The organism is Arhodomonas sp. AD133, assembly GCF_051195215.1.
GTDB lineage: Bacteria > Pseudomonadota > Gammaproteobacteria > Nitrococcales > Nitrococcaceae > Arhodomonas.
Map to the genome: position 1 here is coordinate 1 of NZ_JBNAZM010000002.1, position 13,925 is coordinate 13,925.

Here is a 13,925-nt window from a genome sequence, read left to right on the forward strand (position 1 = left end):
TCCAGGCCACGCTCACGCGCTACGTCTGGCTCTACAATCACCATTTGCCCCAGAAAGCGCTCGGCCATATCGCGCCCGTGCAGGCGATGAAACACTGGTACGCTGACAGGCCCGATCTATTTCACAAAAAGCCACGGAATCGTCCGGGACCTGACAGCTAGCCAATCGCGGCAACTTCTGCCTTGGCGACCTGCACATCCTGGTCCGGCTTTACGCCTGGCACACCCACCGTGCCGGCGCCCTGGCCGTCGGCCAGCCGCAACGGGCCTGGATCGCCATGGCCCTGACCCAGCAGACCGATATCCTGCTGCTGGACGAGCCGACCACCTTTCCGGACTGGGGCTACCAGTTGAAGGTGCTGGAACTGCTCAGACGCCTCAACAAAACCCGGGGCCTGACGGTGGTCATGGCCCTGCACGACCTCAACCAGGCGGCCCAGTTCGCAGACCAGGTGGCGGTCCTGGCCACAGGCCGTCTGCAGGGTCTGGGCGCGCCGGAGCAAGTGATCGACGAAACCCTGCTGGCGCGCATCTTCCGGGTCCGCGGCACCGTGACCCGCACCGAGCAGGGCCACCCTCTATGCATGTCAGGTCGCATTGGGTCGGTTCCGGTCTGTCGTCACTGTATATGACGCGTATCCCCAGAAGTCGCTGTGGCGTCGCGTGGGCCGTAATACAAGCCATCCCCACGGGGTCGCTCCGACTGTGGGGCTGGGTGAATATGACAAGCTCGCTCTTGCCAACGGCAGCAATCCCCGCCTCAGCCACCTGTACCCCCTAATTTGCCTTCACGCCTGATACCTCCACCGTGCCGGTGGTTTGGACGGGCAGACCGGAGGTGCGCAAGAGCGTCTTAGGTCTATGCAAGATGCTCCAAGCCCGTGCTCGCTCCCGTCGCATATGGTGCTAGGGCGCCACTAGAGAAAGCGAGGCCGCATGATGACCAGCAATACTTCTGCCGCATACGCTCGGATGGGGGCGACAAGTGGCTCGGATGGCATAGACGCTAGGGTAACCGGACCGCGACGTTCAGCGTTCACACTGGTGATGCTCTCGCTAGTGCTTGCCCTGTTAAGCGCCTGCGGATCGGGCAGTGATGAAGACAACGATGGGTATACCGGGAGCATCACGGCAAGTCAGGTGGAGGGATTTGCGCCCCTGGCCGTCGACTTGAAGCTTACTGACCTGCCCGATGACACTGGATACTCGGGAGGTAGCTGGGATTTTGGAGACGGCGAACGAACATCGTCCCTCAATTTCCGAACGAGCGTTTCCCACACGTACGATGAGCATGGGAAATATACCGTTACCGCCACACTCCCCGACTATAACGGGAATACGTATCAGGTTTCGAAAACCATCGTGGTACATTCGAGAGCGAATCTGGTTGTCTCCAACTTCGCTGCGTCATCGATGCTCATCCCGGGACAGGACAACACGATTTCGGCGACAATTAGGAACGTCGGCACCGACCGGCTTACATGCAGCGAGCAACGGGGCTCGTCCTGCCGGATCCATGTCGGCTACTACCTCTCCAAGGATGGCGAGATAACCGTTGACGATATGCTCATCGGCGATACGACGATGCATATTAACGCCGATGAGCTTGACCCCGACGAGCACGCCTTGGAACTCGGGCCGCAGGAGACGTACACGTACAATCACCGCCTCCACCTGAAGACCAATATTCCGGCTGGTCATTACTTCATCGGCGCCATCGTCGACCACCTCGGCTTCTACGAGTGGGACAAGGTTCGACCGGTTACGGACACAGAGGAGTACTCCTTCCCGGAGCCCTACCCGCACATCTTGGAAACCGACGAAGGTGACAACGTTAGCGCGCTGCTCAAGCGCTCCGTAATAGGCTCGGAGGTTTGCCAGAGCGACCTCTATGAGGACAACGACGTCCGCGCCGATGCGAACGAGCTTCTTGTCGGGAGCACGCAGCAGCACACGTTGTGCTTCGACAACTCCGATTGGTATCGCTTTCAAGCGGTGAAGGGAGAGGTGAGCCAGATCACGACGACCGAGGACGGCGCAGCGGTCGATGAGCGCCTGCAGCTCTTCCTCTATGATCCGGAGGGGAAGCCGGTGCTATTTGACGAGCGCAATGGTGCGTGGTCCGCGACTGCGCCCGAGATCGTCTGGAAAGCGACTGCTACCGGCGAGTATCTGCTGAAAGTGCGCGTCAAGTTCTGCGACGAGGACGAGTGCGGATACTCAGCACATGGCGTTGGCTCGCAGACGGAGTATTCAATTTCACTGCAATAACTCTGGAAGCGCCCGGAGCCGCCCGCGTGTAGACGACAATATCCGTTTCACGCATCGGCCCCGGGCGCTTGCCCAGAATGCCGGTCTCTCTGTAGAGCGACGTGAAACGTCGTGCTACCTGAGCAATGTGCGGATTTGCGTGCAGAAGCTCCTGCGACGTTAGCGGTCATGTAACTTGGGTTCGTCAACCCACTGATTAGGAAAAGGTTGGCGCCTACATCATCGGCGAATGGCATTGCATCTATGTTCATTCAGCCGATACGGGAAGAGTGCCTTCGCGAGCGGTTCTAGCGTGTTAGCCCCACGAGTTGTCGCGACCGTGGGGCTAGCGGTGCACATCACAACCTCACCCTAACCAATCGCAGCAACCCCCGCCTCAGCAACCTGCACATCCTGATCCGGTTTCACGCCTGACACGCCCACCGTGCCGGCGACCTGGCCGTTGGCCATTACGGGCACGCCGCCGGACATCAGTCCGTCCATGGGGGCGGAGAGGAAGGCGTTGCGGCCGCCGTTGATCATCTCCTCGAACACCTGGGTGTTCTTGCGGCCCAGGGCGGCGGCGCGGGCCTTTTCGCTGGCGATGGAGGGGGTCATGGGCGCGGCGCCGTCGAGGCGGCGGAGGCCTAGGAGGTGGCCGCCGTCGTCGGCCACGGCGATGGTTACGGCCCAGCCGTTGGTCTCGGCCTCGCGCTGGGCGGCGTCGAGGATGGCGTTGACGTCCGTCAGCGTCAGGAAGGGTTTCGTCTGCATGTCTCCATCTCCTCAGTAGTTGTCGTGACTCTTGCCGATGGCTGTCGGCTTATGGGCCCAGCTTATTGCCTCATTTCGCCTGCGGCTAGGGATCGGTTGCCACTGCGTGGATGACGATTCCGTTATGGATTCGAGGGCGCACCAACGCTGTTGGTGTTCGCACTGGCTTGGTGCGGTGCATCAGGGGTGGCTCTCCGATGGTTGTGTAACCGATTGATTTTGCGTGATTTGTTCGTTGGCACGGTATTCGCTTAGCTCGTGTTGCGCTTCTCCGATCCGCTTTGGCCGCCCCGAGGGGGCGGCGGGCGGTGGAAATCCATGCAAGCGATGGCGTTCGGCAGTGACCGCCGGGAGTGCCGGGCACGGAATCCTGATCGGCCGAAGCGGGGAGCGCTCCATTCGGCCCGACGACGACAGGCACGCGCCAGCCACGCAGCACTGTCACAGGGGGTTGACCATGACCAAGAGCCAGATGCGGGAGGCCGTTCTCGAAGCCAAGGCGACCAGGCGGATGACCTGGGAGGCGATCGCCGAGCAGGTGGGCTGCTCGCCGGTATTCGTGTGCGCCACCTGCCTGGGCGAGCACAGCATGACCGACGACCAGGCCCGGGCGCTCGGGGAGGTGCTCGGGCTCGGCAAGGACGTGATCCGGGCGCTCACCGAATGCCCCACCAAGGCCCAGCAGGGCGAGGCGTTGATGACGGATCCGCTGGTCTACCGCTTCAAGGAGATCGGCATGGTCTACGGCGAGTCGGTCAAGCAGATCGTCCACGAGAAGTTCGGCGACGGGATCATGAGCGCCATCGACTTCACGCTGGACGTGGATCGGGTCGAGGACCCCAAGGGCGACCGTGTCCAGATCACGATGACCGGCAAGTTCCTGCCCTACAAGCGCTGGTAGCGCGGACGTTCACAGTGCCGCGCCGCCGGCGGCGCTTGGCAGGCGGGCGAAGGTGCCCCTGACCGGCGGAGCGAGGGCAAGCGTGTACACCAATAAGGAAGAGCATTATGTCGTACTTACAACCCACCGAATTCGTCACCAAGATGGTGGACGCCGGGGAATCCAAGATCTTCATGTCCACCCGCGACGCGGTGATCCGGGCCTACATGGCCGGCGCTATCCTGGCGCTCGCGGTGGTGTTCGCGGTCACCATCAACGTGCAGACCGGCCACCCCATCATCGGGGCGGCGCTGTTCCCGGTCGGCTTTTGCATGCTGTACCTGCTGGGCTTCGACCTGCTCACCGGCGTGTTCGTGCTGACGCCGCTGGCGTGGCTGGACCGCCGGCCGGGGGTCACCCTGGGGCGCGTGTTCGAGAACTGGGGCAAGGTGTTCGTCGGCAATTTCCTCGGCGCCATGACGGTGGCCGTCATCATGGCGATCAACTTCACGTACGGCTTCGACGCGCCGGTGAGCAAGGTCGGCCAGGTGGTGGCCACCATCGGCGAGAGCCGCACCGTCGGCTATGCCGAGCACGGCGCTGGCGGCTGGCTGACGCTGTTCATCCGGGGGGCGCTGTGTAACTGGATGGTCTCGCTCGGGGTGGTCGGCGCGCTGATTTCCACCACGGTACCGGGCAAGGTCATCGCCATGTGGATGCCGATCATGGTCTTCTTCTTCCTCGGCTTCGAGCACTCCGTGGTGAACATGTTCCTGTTCCCGCTGGGGCTGATGCTCGGCGGCGCGTTCTCCATCGGCGATTACATCTTCTGGAACGAGATCCCCACCGTGTTGGGCAACATCGTCGGCGGCCTCTCGCTGACCGGGCTCACGCTGTACTCGACGCACGTGCGCACTGCGCCCAAGCGTCAGCTCGCGTGATCCGCGCGTGAGAACCGGGCCCCGGCCTCGGTGGGAGGGCGGGGCCCGGTCGTGTAGGGACGGCCGCGATCGATCCGCCGTGAATTCCGCTCGGGAGCAGGGCATGCCGGGGCAGCTGGTGGTATCCGTCGGGCAGAGCTCCGAGAAGGGCCGTAAGGCGCGCAATCAGGATTTCCACGGCGCGTACGTGCCGAAGCCGCCCCAGCTCGGCTCGAAAGGTGTGGCCATCGCGCTGGCGGACGGCATCAGCAGCAGCGACGTGAGCCACGTCGCGAGCGAGACCGCCGTGCGGAGCTTCCTGGAGGACTACTTCTGCACGTCGGACGCCTGGTCGGTGAAGCAGTCCGCGCAGCGCGTGCTCATGGCGACCAACTCGTGGCTGTACGCCCAGACCCGGCGCAGTCAGTACCGCTACGACAAGGATCGGGGCTACGTCTGCACGCTGAGCGCCCTGGTCATCAAGTCGACCACGGCGCACGTTTTCCACGTGGGCGACGCGCGGGTGTACCGCCTGCAGGGCGGCGCGCTGGAGCAGCTCACCGAGGACCATCGGTTGTGGGTCTCCCGCGAGGAGAGCTATCTGCGCAACGCCCTGGGCGTGGACGACCAGGTGGAGATCGACTACCTGCCGCTGCCGGTGGAGGAGGGCGACGTCTTCGTGCTCGCCACCGACGGCGTCTACGAGCACGTGAGCGCCCGGTTCATGGCCGGGGCCGTCCGCAATCCGCAAAGCGATATGGACGAGTCCGCGCGGGCCATCGTCGCGGAGGCCTACGAGCAGGGCAGCCCTGACAACCTGACCGTGCAGATCGTCCGCGTCGAGCGCCTGCCCGAGCACGACGTGGACGAGCTGCACGAGCGGCTCACCGAGTTGCCGTTCCCGCCGGCCCTGGAGCCGGGGACGGTGCTCGACGGCTACGAGATCCTGCGGGAGCTGCACGTGAGCAGCCGCAGCTACGTCTATCTGGCGCGGAACCAGGAGACGGGCATGGAGGTGGCCCTCAAGTCGCCCGCCAGCGATCTGGCGAACGATCCCGTCCTGCTGGACCGGTTCCTGACCGAGGAGTGGATCGCCCGGCGCGTGAGGAGCCCGCACGTGGTGAAGCCCTTCTCGCCGAACCGCCGCCGCAGCCATCTGTACACGGTCACGGAGTTCGTCGACGGAAAGACGCTGACGCAGTGGATGGCCGATAACCCCCGGCCGGACATCGAGCGCGTTCGCGGCATCGTCGAGCAGATCGCGAAGGGGCTGCGCGCCTTGCACCGCCAGGAGATCGTGCATCAGGACGTGAGATCCCACAACGTGCTGATCGATGCCGCCGGGACGGTGAAGATCATCGATCTGGGCTCGGCCCGCGTCGCCGGCATCGAGGAGCGGGCGTCAGCCCTGGAGGAGCGGCATCTGCTGGGCACGGCCCAGTACACCGCGCCGGAATACTTCCTCGGGGAGCGGGGCACACCGCAGTCGGATATCTTCTCGCTGGGGGTGATCGCCTACCAGATGCTCACCGGCCGGCTGCCCTACGGGGCGCAGGTGGCGAAAACGCGAACACGGGCTGCACAGAACCGGCTCAAGTACGATCTCGCCCACAGGCACAACCGCGACTGCCCGGCCTGGGTCGACGGCGCGCTGCGCAATGCCGTCCACCCCGATAGGAACAGGCGTTACGAGGAAGTCTCGGAGTTCGTCTACGACCTGCGCCATCCCCGGAAGGCGTTCCTCGACGAGACGCGCCCACCGCTCATCGAGCGCAGCCCGGAGCGCTTCTGGCAAGGCGTCTCGCTGGTGCTGGCGATCGCGGTGGTGGTGTTGCTGTTTCTCGTGTAGCTCCCTCCCCATGCCGAAGCTGCGGTATGGCGCAGGCAAGCCACCGCACATCAGGCGGGAGATTGCCGTGCTCAAGGTGCTCCGAGGCGACGGAGCAGGCGTTCGGCGGTCTGTGCCACCGCCCGCCAGAGTCGAGCGCCGTCGGCGTCCCCGTCGAATCCGGCCGCCTCGGCTCGTTGTCGCGCTCGTTGCGGTGCCCGGGGACCGTGACGAGCGACCATTGCCCGAGCCGCGCGCCATCGGGTGAGATCTTCGACCATCTCGTATGCCTCGCTGTCGCTGGCTGTCCGGCGGGTATCGACCCGCCGCGCTCGCGGTCGGAAGTGGCTGACTGCATCGCAGCCCGGGCGACGCCTTGTCTGCCGAGGACAGCACAAGCATGGCGCTTGAGGAGTCGGCGGGTAAGAGCAAGACTCGTCGGTATCGGTCCGAATCCGTCACGGAGGTGGCGATGACCGCGCAACGGCAACCGGTCCACGTGAGCGTGGCGGGTATTCCGGGCTCGCTGTCACTGCCCGTCACCGGGCTTTTCGAGGTGCTCTCGGCGTTTCCCATGTTACGGAACCTCTACGAGGGGGTTCCCGAAACGCCGCCCTTCGATGTCGAGATCGTGGCCTGCGACAAGGCGCAAACGACCTCGCCGAGCGGTATGACCTTCAGCGTTCAACGGGCGATCTCCGAGATCGAGCGCACCGACATCGTCATCGTGCCGTCCATGGCCGGTCAGGAAGACTGGGACTGGCGCACCGGGCAGCACCGCGAGTTCGTGGAGTGGATGGTCCGGATGCACGAACGCGGGGCCATGCTGTGCTCTGCCTGCTCCGGCGTGCTGGTGCTCGCGGAGACCGGACTTCTCGACGGACGGCGCGCGACCATTCACTGGGCGTTCGCACCTGCCTTCCGGCGTAACTTCCCGTCGGTGACGCTATGTGTCGACGAGGTGCTGGTGGTCGCCGGTGAGCGCGACGAGCTCGTCATGTCGGGGGCGACCGCGTCCTGGCAGGACCTCGTGCTGTATCTGATCACGCGCCTGGTGAGCCCCACCGCGGCCCAGGCGATGGCCAAATTCATGTTGCTGGACTGGCATGCGGAGGGGCAGGCGCCGTATGTCCCGTTCACGGGGAGCCCGGATCACAACGATGCCGTCGTGAGGGGGCTACAGGAGTGGCTGCGCACGAATTACACGGTCGCGAGGCCCGTCGAAGAGATGGCGCGGCGTGCCGCGCTCTCCCGTCGCACATTCGAACGACGGTTCAAGCGTGCGACCGGTTATGCGCCCATCGATTACGTGCAGCGGTTGCGGGTGGAAGAAGCGCGGCGAAGGCTGGAGCGCACGGACACCGCCATCGACGAGATCGGTTGGGAGGTGGGCTATGAGGACGCCGCTGCGTTTCGTCGCCTGTTCAAGCGAATCACCCACGTCACACCCGGCGCGTATCGGCGGAAGTTCCGGATGCCGGCGCTCAGCTGACGGCCGCCGGCTGCGGGAGGCAATCCCGTTCACCACGGAACCAGCATGGCAATCGTTCCCGCGAGGGGCGCGAGCAGCAGGCTCACCAGCCATCGCCGCCAGACGAAGGGCCAGCCCATCATGGGCAGCTCGAATGCGAGCACGCGATGCAGGGCGAGTACCGACCACGCCGTGATCAACGCGACCATCTGCGGGGTGCCGGCGCCGGCGCGGAAGAGCACCAGCACCAGCGGGAAGGAGACGGACGGCCCCCCGGGGAGCACGCCGCCGAGCACGGATGCCGCGAGGATGCCTGTCATCCCGGAAGTGGAGCCCAGCACGGTCGCGAACCATTCCTGCGGCAGGAGCTCGGCCAGGAAGCTGGCCGCCACCAGGGCCACCGGCAGGCGCACGAGCAGCGGCCGGAGCTGGCGCCAGCCGAGTGTCCAGACCTGGCGGTGCTCCACCTCGGGGTGGCGGTGGCCGGCGAGCACCGTCACCATGAGCAGCGCGACGACAGTCAAGTAGGCGATCAGCATGCACTCATCCGCGCATGCGCCGCATTGCCAGCGTGGCCGCCATGCCCGCGATCAATGGCAGCGGAATCGAGACCAGCAGCCGCAGGAACGCGAAGTGGGCGCCCAGGAAGGGGATTTCCCAGACCAGTACCCGCTGGATGCCGAGCACGGACCAGGCGGTCAGGTAGGTGATGCATACGGGCATCGATGCGCCGGCTCCGCGGAGGCCGACCACGAGCGGGAACGCGGAAAACGGCCCGCCCGGCGTCAGCGCCCCGGCGGCGGTGGCGAGGATCAGGCCGCGCATGCCGCTGCCGTCGCCGAGCCAGCGCTCCGCCAGGCGCAGGGGCAACAGCCGCTGCACATAGGCGGCCATGAGCACGGCCAGCACCACCAGGGGCAGTATGGCGGCCAGCAGTCCGCCGGCGTGCCCCAGCGCCGCGGTCACCGCGTCGCCGCCGTGTTGCCACCACAGGGTGACGCCTGCAACGACGGCCACCGCCGCGAAGAACAGTGTTGTGCCGTCGGTGGCGGGAACGCGACTGTCGGGTCCGGACATGGTGTTACTCGCCCGCCCCGCTGACGGGCGATGGCTCCGTGGCGCTTTCGTGCATCGACTCTAACAGGTTGCCGGCCGCGAGGCGGATCGGGGCCGGCGTCATCCTCCGGCTACTCGGCGGCCGCTACGGCATCGACCGGTTCGCGAGGCGCGCCCGCCAGGGCACGGTAAACGTCCACCATGGCCAGTGTCGCCGCCATGCGGCTACGCACGGCAGCATCGCGGGTGGTGGTGAGCGCCTGTTCCGCGTCGAGCACTTCGAAGTAGGCGATCAGGCCGCGCTCGTAGCGTGTGCGGGCCAGCTCGACGGCTTGCCGGGCGTCCTGTTCCGCCTGCCGCAATCGTCGGACCCGTTGGCGCGATCGATGGTAGCGCTCCAGGCGTGTTTCGGTCTCTTCCAGGGCGGTGAGCACCGTCTGCCGGTATTCGGCCAGCGCTTCCCGCCCGGTCGCATCGGCGGCATCGATGCGGGCGCGCACCCTGGCGCGATCGAGGAATGTCCAGTCGACTCCCAGGGCGATGCGCCGCGATTCCGCCGGACCGGAGAACAGGTCGCCGGTGTTCGCGGCGACCGAGCCCAGCAACCCGCCCAGTGTGAAGCGCGGGAACAGGTCCGCCGTCGCCACGCCGATGCGGGCCGTTGCCGCCGCCAGCCGCCGTTCGGCGGCGGCGATATCCGGGCGGCGGCGCAGGAGTTCACCGGGGCTGTCCACCGGAATGGTGGGCAGGCTGGCCGGCAGTGGTTTCCTCGGCGCCAGGGTCTCGATCAGTGCCGCCGGGGGCTGGCCGGTGAGAACGGCTATGCGGTGCATGGCCGCGCGGATGCCCGCTTGCAGGGTGGGTAGCTCCGCACGGGTGCGTTCCAGTTGCGCCCGGGCGCGCACCCGGTCGAACGCCGTTCCGCGGCCGGCGTGGACGCGCGCATCCACGATTTCCAGGGAGGTCGCCTGCAAGGCGACGTTCTGTTCGGTCACCCTGTACTGTGCCTGCAGGCCCCGGAGCCGGAAGTAGCTGCTGGCCACCTGCCCGGTCAGGGCGACTTGCAGCGCGCCCACGTCCGCGCCGGCGGCGGCCAGCTCCGCCCGTTGCGCCTGGGTCGCCCGTCGCAGGCGGCCGAAGAAGTCCAGCTCCCACGTGGCGGCGACTCCGGTCCGGTAGGTCTCCACGCGTTCCGGGCCGGTGCCCGCGGGCGTGCGTTCCACCGCCGCCGGATGCGTCTCGGCGGCGGTGGCGCTGGCGGTGACGCTGGGCCAGCGGTCCTGCTCGGCACTGTCGAGCAGGGCGGCAGCCCGCTCGTAGCGGGCCATTGCCCCCTTCAGGGTCTGGTTGGCGTCCAGGGTCCGGTCGATCAGCCGGGCGAGGAGGGGGTCGTCGAACCCCTGCCAGAAACGCTGCTCGGCCTGGTCGAAGTCGCCGTTGCGGTGCGCGGCATTGAAGCCCGTTGGTGCCGGGGTGGCCGGTTTTTCGTAGTCCGGCCCCACGGCACAGCCGGTCAGAATGGCCAGTGCGCCGATCGCGACCATCCGCTTATGCATGGTTCTCTCCCGGCTGTGGGTGGTGGGCTTCGCCTTCCATCGTGGAGGCATGGTGGCTGGCGGGCCGGCGGCCGCCGGCGAGCTTGCGCAGGGCCACGTAGAACACCGGCGTGAGGAACAGTCCGAACAGAGTCACGCCGAGCATGCCGGCGAAAACCGCTATACCGAGCGCCTGGCGAACTTCGGCACCGGCACCGGTGCCCAGCATCAGCGGCACCACCGCTGCGGTGAAGGTGATCGAGGTCATGATGATCGGGCGCAGCCGCAGGCGGCAGGCCTCCAGTGCTGCCTCCACGGTGCCCCGGCCCTGCAGCTCCAGCTCCCGGGCGAACTCCACGATCAGGATGGCGTTCTTGCAGGCCAGAGCGATCAGTACCACCAGACCCACCTGCACGAAAATGTTGTTGTCGCCACCGCCGTACCAGACGCCGATGAGCGCCGAGAGCATGCACATGGGCACGATCAGGATCACCGCCAGCGGCAGCGTCCAGCTCTCGTACAAGGCCGCCAGCACCAGGAATACCAGCAGGACCGACAGCGGGAAGACGATCAGCGCGGCATTGCTCTGGGTGGCCTGCTGGTAGCTCAGGTCGGTCCATTCGAAGGTCATGCCGTGGGGCAATGCCTGGTCACCGATGGCTCGCAATGCGTCCATCGCCTGGGCGGATGACAGCACCGTCGGGTTGTATTCCCCGGCCAGGTCCGCCGCCGGGTAGCCGTTGTAGCGCAGCACCGGATCGGGCCCGAAGCTTTGCTGGATATCCACCATGGAGCCGATGGGCACCATTTCGCCGTGCTCGTTGCGGGTACGCAGCCGGGCGATGTCTTCGACGCTGTCGCGGTAGGGCGCGTCCGCCTGGGCGATGACCTGCCAGGTACGGCCGAAGCGGTTGAAGTCGTTCACGTAGGTGGAGCCGAGGTACGTCTGCAGGGTGTTGAACAACTCCGTGAGCGGCACGCCCTGGGCTTTCGCCTTGAGCCGGTCGACCTCCGCGTCCAACTGAGGCACGTTGGCCTGATAGCTGGTGATGGGGAAGCTCAGCCCCGGTGTCTGGGCCACCGCGCCCTGGAAGGCATGCACCGCTTCCTGCAGCTTACCGTAGCCACGGTTACCGCGGTCCTCGATGAACAACTGGTAGCCGGAACCGTTGCCCAGGCCGAGTATCGGCGGCGGCATGAACGAAAAGGCCATGCCCCCCTTCAGGCCGGAAATCTTGCGGTTGATCTCGGCGTTGATGGCCTTGGCGCTGGCTGTGCGCTCCTCGAAGGGGTCGAGGGGGAAGAACACCACCCCGGTGTTGGATGTGTTGGTCTGCTGCAGGGCATTGAGGCCGGGGAAGGCCACGGAATGCGCCACGCCCTCGGTGTTCATGGCGATGTCGGTGACCTGCTGCAGCAGCTCGTCGGTACGTTGCAGCGACGAGCCCTCCGGCAGTTTCACGCCGGCCATCAGGTACATCTTGTCCTGAATGGGGATGAAGCCCGGTGGCACCACCCGGAACATCACGCCGGTGGCGGCGAGCAGCAGCGCGTAGACCAGGAACACGGCTCCACGCCGGCGCAGGGTACGCGACACTGTGCCCTGATAACCTCGCGAGCTGGCGTTGAAGAAGCGGTTGAAGGGCCGGAAGATCCAGCCGAACAGCCAGTCGATAATGCGTGTCAGCCGGTCCCGGGGCGCATCATGAGCCTTGAGCAGCTTCGCCGCCAGCGCCGGTGACAGGGTCAGCGAGTTGATCGTGGATATCACCGTGGAAATGGCGATGGTCACCGCGAACTGCCGGTAGAACTGCCCGGTCACGCCGGAGAGGAACGCCATGGGCACGAACACCGCGCAGAGCACCAGGCCGATGGCGACGATGGGGCCGGAGACCTCCTTCATGGCCTGATGGGCAGCGGCCAGCGGCGTTAGCCCTTCCTCGATGTTCCGCTCCACGTTTTCCACCACCACGATGGCATCGTCCACCACGATGCCGATGGCGAGCACCAGGCCGAACAGGGTCAGCGTGTTGATGGAGTAGCCCAGCAGATAGAGCGCCGCGAACGTGCCCACCACGGATACCGGCACCGCCAGGAGAGGAATGATGGATGCCCGCCAGGTCTGCAGGAACAGGGTGACCACGAGCACCACCAGGAGAACCGCTTCCAGCAACGTCTTGATCACCGAGTGGATGGAGTCGCTGACGAACACCGTGGTGTCGTACACGGTGCGGTAGTCCACCCCTTCGGGGAAGCGGGTAGCGAGCTCGTCCATGGTGTCGATGACCTGCTCGCGTATCTCCAGGGCGTTGGCACCGGGGGCCTGGAAGATACCGACGGCCACGGCGTTCTTGCCGTCGAGCTGGGCGCGCAGGGTGTAGTTGCCGGCGCCCATTTCCAGGCGCGCCACATCCGCCAGGCGGGTGATTTCGCCGTTTGCGCCGCTCTTGAGCACGATGTTGCCGAACTCTTCGGTAGTGCGCAGGCGGCCCTTGGCGTTGATCAGCGTCAGAAAGTCACTGCCGGGCATGGGCTCGGCGCCGAGCTGGCCGGCGGAGACCTGCACGTTCTGCTCGCGTATGGCGCTGACCACATCGCTGGCGGTGAGTCCGCGCGCGGCCACCTTGTCCGGGTTGAGCCAGGCGCGCATGGCGTAGTCGCCGCCGCCGAAGATCTGCGCGTCGCCCACCCCGCGAATCCGCGCCAGCCGGTCCTTCACGTGCAACCGGGCGTAGTTGCGCAGGTAGAGGGTGTCGTAGCGGCCGTCCGGCGAGGTCAAGTGCACCACCATCAGGAAGGTGGGGGACTGCTTCTGGGTGGTCACGCCCTGGCGGCGCACGGCCTCCGGCAGCCGCGCCAGTGCCTGACTGACCCGGTTCTGCACCCGCACGGTGGCGTCTTCGGCGTCCGTGCCGGGGCGGAAGGTCACGGTCATCCGCAGCACACCGTCGGATCCGGCCACGGACTTGAAGTACATCATGTCTTCGACGCCGTTGATGGCCTCTTCCAGGGGCGTGGCTACGGTTTCGGCGATGACCTTGGGGTTGGCGCCCGGGTAGACGGTGCTCACCACCACTGACGGCGGCACGACTTCCGGGTATTCGCTCACCGGCAGATTGGGGATGGAGATCAATCCGACGGCGAAGATGATGATGGACAGCACCGCGGCGAAAATCGGCCTGTCCACGAAGAATCGGGAGAAATTCATGGCA

At 66.0% G+C, this 13,925-nt stretch carries 11 protein-coding genes and 1 pseudogene; 7 read left to right on the plus strand and 5 right to left on the minus strand.

What is annotated here, in order from left to right; translation table 11 throughout:
* From ACPEES_RS01455 to ACPEES_RS01465, 3 genes and pseudogenes are all read left to right on the plus strand, one after another.
* Positions 1-161, plus strand: a pseudogene (locus ACPEES_RS01455) (IS481 family transposase); the annotation flags it as partial.
* A gap of 38 nt (positions 162-199) precedes the next feature.
* On the plus strand, positions 200-631 hold the full coding sequence (locus ACPEES_RS01460; protein WP_435100755.1) for an ABC transporter ATP-binding protein: 432 nt from the start codon (positions 200-202) through the stop codon (positions 629-631).
* Between the two features lie 304 nt (positions 632-935).
* Complete coding sequence (locus ACPEES_RS01465; protein WP_435100242.1) at positions 936-2,270, plus strand: PKD domain-containing protein; 1,335 nt, start codon at positions 936-938, stop codon at positions 2,268-2,270.
* Positions 2,271-2,621: 351 nt separating this feature from the next.
* On the opposite strand, the gene ACPEES_RS01470 is transcribed toward ACPEES_RS01465, so the two are convergent.
* Entirely contained in the window at positions 2,622-3,023 is a 402-nt protein-coding gene (locus ACPEES_RS01470) for a GlcG/HbpS family heme-binding protein (protein ID WP_435100245.1), read from the minus strand.
* A 451-nt stretch (positions 3,024-3,474) separates the two neighbouring features.
* Between ACPEES_RS01470 and cynS the strand changes: the two genes are divergently transcribed.
* The 4 genes from cynS to ACPEES_RS01490 all read left to right on the plus strand — a co-directional run bounded on the left by cynS (position 3,475) and on the right by ACPEES_RS01490 (position 8,143).
* Complete coding sequence (gene cynS / locus ACPEES_RS01475) at positions 3,475-3,924, plus strand: cyanase (protein WP_435100757.1); 450 nt, start codon at positions 3,475-3,477, stop codon at positions 3,922-3,924.
* 107 nt (positions 3,925-4,031) lie between these two features.
* Positions 4,032-4,844, plus strand: coding sequence for a formate/nitrite transporter family protein (locus ACPEES_RS01480; RefSeq protein ID WP_435100248.1), 813 nt, complete (start codon positions 4,032-4,034; stop codon positions 4,842-4,844).
* A 103-nt stretch (positions 4,845-4,947) separates the two neighbouring features.
* Positions 4,948-6,672, plus strand: coding sequence for a protein kinase domain-containing protein (locus ACPEES_RS01485; RefSeq protein WP_435100251.1), 1,725 nt, complete (start codon positions 4,948-4,950; stop codon positions 6,670-6,672).
* Between the two features lie 379 nt (positions 6,673-7,051).
* Positions 7,052-8,143: a GlxA family transcriptional regulator gene (locus ACPEES_RS01490; protein ID WP_435100254.1), complete on the plus strand. Its 1,092-nt coding sequence runs from the start codon at positions 7,052-7,054 to the stop codon at positions 8,141-8,143.
* Positions 8,144-8,172: 29 nt separating this feature from the next.
* Here ACPEES_RS01490 and ACPEES_RS01495 read toward each other — a convergent pair whose 3' ends face one another.
* The 4 genes from ACPEES_RS01495 to ACPEES_RS01510 form a co-directional block, all read right to left on the minus strand.
* Entirely contained in the window at positions 8,173-8,661 is a 489-nt protein-coding gene (locus tag ACPEES_RS01495) for a hypothetical protein (protein WP_435100257.1), read from the minus strand.
* A gap of 4 nt (positions 8,662-8,665) precedes the next feature.
* Complete coding sequence (locus ACPEES_RS01500) at positions 8,666-9,199, minus strand: hypothetical protein (RefSeq protein ID WP_435100260.1); 534 nt, start codon at positions 9,197-9,199, stop codon at positions 8,666-8,668.
* 110 nt (positions 9,200-9,309) lie between these two features.
* Positions 9,310-10,734: an efflux transporter outer membrane subunit gene (locus ACPEES_RS01505; protein ID WP_435100263.1), complete on the minus strand. Its 1,425-nt coding sequence runs from the start codon at positions 10,732-10,734 to the stop codon at positions 9,310-9,312.
* Complete coding sequence (locus tag ACPEES_RS01510; RefSeq protein ID WP_435100266.1) at positions 10,727-13,921, minus strand: efflux RND transporter permease subunit; 3,195 nt, start codon at positions 13,919-13,921, stop codon at positions 10,727-10,729. Before ACPEES_RS01510 ends, ACPEES_RS01505 begins: the two co-directional genes overlap by 8 nt.
* Between the last annotated feature and the right edge of the window lie 4 nt (positions 13,922-13,925).

Bases quoted from the DNA above. Each gene is read 5' to 3' on its own strand.
- ACPEES_RS01465 (WP_435100242.1), top strand. From the start codon at position 936: ATGATGACCAGCAATACTTCTGCCGCATACGCTCGGATGGGGGCGACA.
- ACPEES_RS01470 (WP_435100245.1), bottom strand. From the start codon at position 3,023: ATGCAGACGAAACCCTTCCTGACGCTGACGGACGTCAACGCCATCCTC.
- ACPEES_RS01480 (WP_435100248.1), top strand. From the start codon at position 4,032: ATGTCGTACTTACAACCCACCGAATTCGTCACCAAGATGGTGGACGCC.
- ACPEES_RS01485 (WP_435100251.1), top strand. From the start codon at position 4,948: ATGCCGGGGCAGCTGGTGGTATCCGTCGGGCAGAGCTCCGAGAAGGGC.
- ACPEES_RS01490 (WP_435100254.1), top strand. From the start codon at position 7,052: ATGGCGCTTGAGGAGTCGGCGGGTAAGAGCAAGACTCGTCGGTATCGG.
- ACPEES_RS01495 (WP_435100257.1), bottom strand. From the start codon at position 8,661: ATGCTGATCGCCTACTTGACTGTCGTCGCGCTGCTCATGGTGACGGTG.
- ACPEES_RS01500 (WP_435100260.1), bottom strand. From the start codon at position 9,199: ATGTCCGGACCCGACAGTCGCGTTCCCGCCACCGACGGCACAACACTG.
- ACPEES_RS01505 (WP_435100263.1), bottom strand. From the start codon at position 10,734: ATGCATAAGCGGATGGTCGCGATCGGCGCACTGGCCATTCTGACCGGC.
- ACPEES_RS01510 (WP_435100266.1), bottom strand. From the start codon at position 13,921: ATGAATTTCTCCCGATTCTTCGTGGACAGGCCGATTTTCGCCGCGGTG.